At 47.0% G+C, this 3271-nt stretch carries 4 protein-coding genes; 1 reads left to right on the top strand and 3 read right to left on the bottom strand.

The window, feature by feature from the left end; translation table 11 throughout:
- The 3 genes from ABY436_RS19685 to ABY436_RS19675 form a co-directional block, all read right to left on the bottom strand.
- A partial coding sequence (locus ABY436_RS19685) for an MBL fold metallo-hydrolase (RefSeq protein ID WP_372740627.1) occupies positions 1 to 809 on the bottom strand: 809 nt, incomplete at its 3' end.
- A gap of 170 nt (positions 810 to 979) precedes the next feature.
- Entirely contained in the window at positions 980 to 1627 is a 648-nt protein-coding gene (locus tag ABY436_RS19680; protein WP_372740626.1) for a 3-oxoacid CoA-transferase subunit B, read from the bottom strand.
- Positions 1624 to 2283, bottom strand: a complete 660-nt coding sequence (locus tag ABY436_RS19675) for a CoA transferase subunit A (RefSeq protein WP_372740625.1) — start codon at positions 2281 to 2283, stop codon at positions 1624 to 1626. Before ABY436_RS19675 ends, ABY436_RS19680 begins: the two co-directional genes overlap by 4 nt.
- Before the next feature lie 221 nt (positions 2284 to 2504).
- On the opposite strand from ABY436_RS19675, the gene trmH reads away from it, so the two are divergent.
- Positions 2505 to 3203, top strand: coding sequence for a tRNA (guanosine(18)-2'-O)-methyltransferase TrmH (gene trmH, locus ABY436_RS19670; protein ID WP_372740624.1), 699 nt, complete (start codon positions 2505 to 2507; stop codon positions 3201 to 3203).
- The last annotated feature ends 68 nt before the right edge of the window (positions 3204 to 3271 follow it).

Genomic DNA, 3271 nt, shown 5'->3' with positions numbered 1-3271 from the left:
GCTGCTGGTTTGATCAACTTATTCACAACCCAGGCGGCTTCTGCGGGTCCGGTAGTAAACGTATCACCGATATTGATCACTACCAAGTTAGCCTTGTAGTGATCTTTTACCACTGTTTCCTGCTCGGCGGTGATGCCGGTATCGCCTGACAAATATACGACTAACCCGTTTGAAAATGTCACTACATAACCGGTTGGCGGGCCGGCATAGGCGGTCAAACCGGAAGCATTAAGTAACTCACCGAGTTCGCCTCCAATCATGTGTCCTGAAATACCATTTGAGTGCACAGCGGGCACCGTGGTGATGGTAACCCCACCGATCATACGGGAGCCGCCAAAACGCACCAATTCTGAATTTTTGGGATCGCCACCCAGTGCTTTAAGTTTGTTCTCAAAAAATTTCGGCATTTCACTACCCGTAATAATTTTCGCATCTTTAGCCAGCGCAATATTAACGGCATTGGTATTAGGGAGAGAGTTAACAGGGAAACTGGTATCGGCGCAGGTTTCTGTTCCTTCTTTGGCAATGTGTTTATCACCAACATGGTCACCATGCATATGACTTACAAGAATGACATCAATCTTACCCAGTCTGGGGTCATCTGCGCCGGCCACTGTACGGCCCGGATCATAAAGAATACGAGTACCATCGGGATCTTCGAACAGCATCGCCCGGTCAAGTTGGCAAAATTCACCATGCTGACTTCCCAGTGGTGTAACCTTGACCTCTGCCGCCGCGACAGCCTGGCCAATCAGCATTGAAACAGCAGCGAAAACTGCCAGGTACAAATTTTTATTTTGTGTTCTCATGACACCCTTCCTGTGGTTGATATTAAAATTTCATACGCAAACAGCTAGTGTTCAGATCTACCGCTACAATTTTGTATGCTGCATAATTCCGGCTATACCATTTCATATTTAGCGCTGCCATTGAATCTGTGTCGATGCTGTCGCTAAGTTAACGTTCAGGGCGCGTATAGTCAGATTTGCATATGCGGCAGCTCGTCAGGAATGATCAAGGTGGCATCCGTCAGGCTAATCACCTCCTCAAGTGTGCATCCCGGGCCTAGTTCTTTGAGTAGTAAGCCATTTTTAGTAGGTTGAATGACGGCTTTTTCCGTTACGATCAGGTCTACTCTCCGGTCGGCTGTCATTGGAAATGCTAACGATGCGACAACTTTTGCCTTGCCTTTGGCATTATGAGTCATGGCGACAATAACGCGTTTGGCACCTGTCACCAGATCCATTGCGCCACCCATGCCGGGAACCATTTTTCCGGGGATAATCCAGTTTGCCAAGTGGCCCTGTTCATCCACCTGAAGTCCGCCCAATATGGTCATATCTAAGTGTCCGCCACGAATCAGGCCAAATGAAAAAGCGCTATCAAACGCTGCAGCGCCAGGTAATACTCCAATAAAGCTACCCCCGGCATCGGTTAATGAAGGGTTCTCCATCCCTTCAGGGAAACCACCGACGCCAATCACGCCGTTTTCGGATTGAAAGAATACGCTGGCTGCCTGGTCTACATATTGAGCTACCATAGTGGGTAGGCCAATCCCCAGATTCACTAAAGAACCAGGTGCAATTTCTTGTGCGATACGCCGGGCTATAATCTCTTTATCGTTCATGCTTTGGCCTCGCTCTTCACAATCATATCAATCAGCACGCCGGGGGTGTGTACGTCATCAGGAGGGATACAGCCGACAGGTAGCATCTCTTCAACTTCGACGATGACATGTTCTGCAGCCATGGCCATCAATGGATTAAAGTTCTGTGCAGTCAAACGATATTTGAGATTGCCGAAGTAGTCGGATTGTTGTGCCTTAATGAGTGCAAAATCAGCCTTCAGCGGACGCTCTAGCAGGAAGCTTTTACCATCGACTTCTATGAGTTGTTTTCCGTCAGCGGCAAGCGTGTTAACAGCCGTAGGTGTCAATACGCCGCCTAAACCGTAACCACCCGCACGGACTCTTTCTGCTAACGTTCCTTGGGGCGATAGTTCTACTTCCAGCTCTCCTGCAATCATCTGTCGTTGGGTTTCCGGATTGGTACCAATATGGGAAACGATCACTTTTTTAACCGAGTGTGCATCAATTAACAGGCCAATGGCCATGCCTTTCTGAGCCGTGTCATTAGCAATGACACACAGTGATTTTTTACCCTGACGAACCAATTCTTTGATGAGATTGAGTGGCGAGCCGACACCCATAAAGCCACCAATCATTATAGTTGAGCCATCGGGTATCAGGGCGATGGCTTCAGTAACGGAAAGAGGATGTTTCAATGTGAACCTTCCTTTAGCAACGTTATGAAATTGATTTTTCTAAGTATAATAGACGCTGGCAAGCCTGATTAACGTCTTTCGTCTCAGTATTATGAAAGGATTAATTTCTCGACACTACTTATAAAATATAGGAGTAAATTGGTTTATAAAAGGCTGTAGTGCAGTTAAGTCTGCTTGTTTTCGTTAAAATATCCTATCCAATATGACTTCAGAGCTTAACAATGACACCTGAACGTAAACAGAAACTGATTGCTACCCTTGAGCGGCGTCAGCCTGATCTTCATTTAATCACTGATCAGGTACATAAACCGAGAAATCTGGCGGCTCTTATCCGTACCTGTGATGCGGTGGGTATTCCTTATGTGCATACCGTAAGACCCAAAACAGGTTATGTATTCAAGGGTACAGCGAAGGGCAGTGATCGCTGGGTTAAAACGATTAGTCATGAGAGTTGTCAGCAGGCGATCCGGCAGGTGAAGTCGCAAGGATTAAAAGTGTATGCAGCACATTTCTCTGATCGTGCAGTGGATTATCGGGATGTGGATTACACCATCCCCTGCGCGATTCTGATGGGTTCGGAAAAGGAAGGGGTTAGTGATGTGGCAGCCGAGTTGGCGGACCAGCATATCCTGATCCCTATGATGGGCATGGTGGGTTCGTTAAATGTTTCCACAGCGGCCGGTATTATCATGGTGGAAGCGCAGAATCAGCGTATGAAAGCCGGTTTGTATGATGAATCACGTCTTGATCCTGACGAATTTACAGATACCCTGTTTGAGTGGAGTTTTCCTGATATGGCAGACTTTTGTCATAAAAAAGGGCTGGCCTACCCCCCGTTGAATGATGATTTAGAGATGCAGGATTCCGCTGCCTGGTATCAGGCGTTTCGCGATGGTACGGCGATTAAACGCGATTGGTAAGTTTGATCCTAAGAAAGTGTATAGGAGAAGTGTTTAGAGAACTGATTAGGGAAGTGATTAGGGAAGTG

It is taken from the genome of Neptunomonas sp. (assembly GCF_041601355.1).
In the GTDB taxonomy this organism is placed as follows: domain Bacteria; phylum Pseudomonadota; class Gammaproteobacteria; order Pseudomonadales; family Balneatricaceae; genus Neptunomonas.
This window is presented reverse-complemented; position numbering and strand designations above follow the sequence as displayed.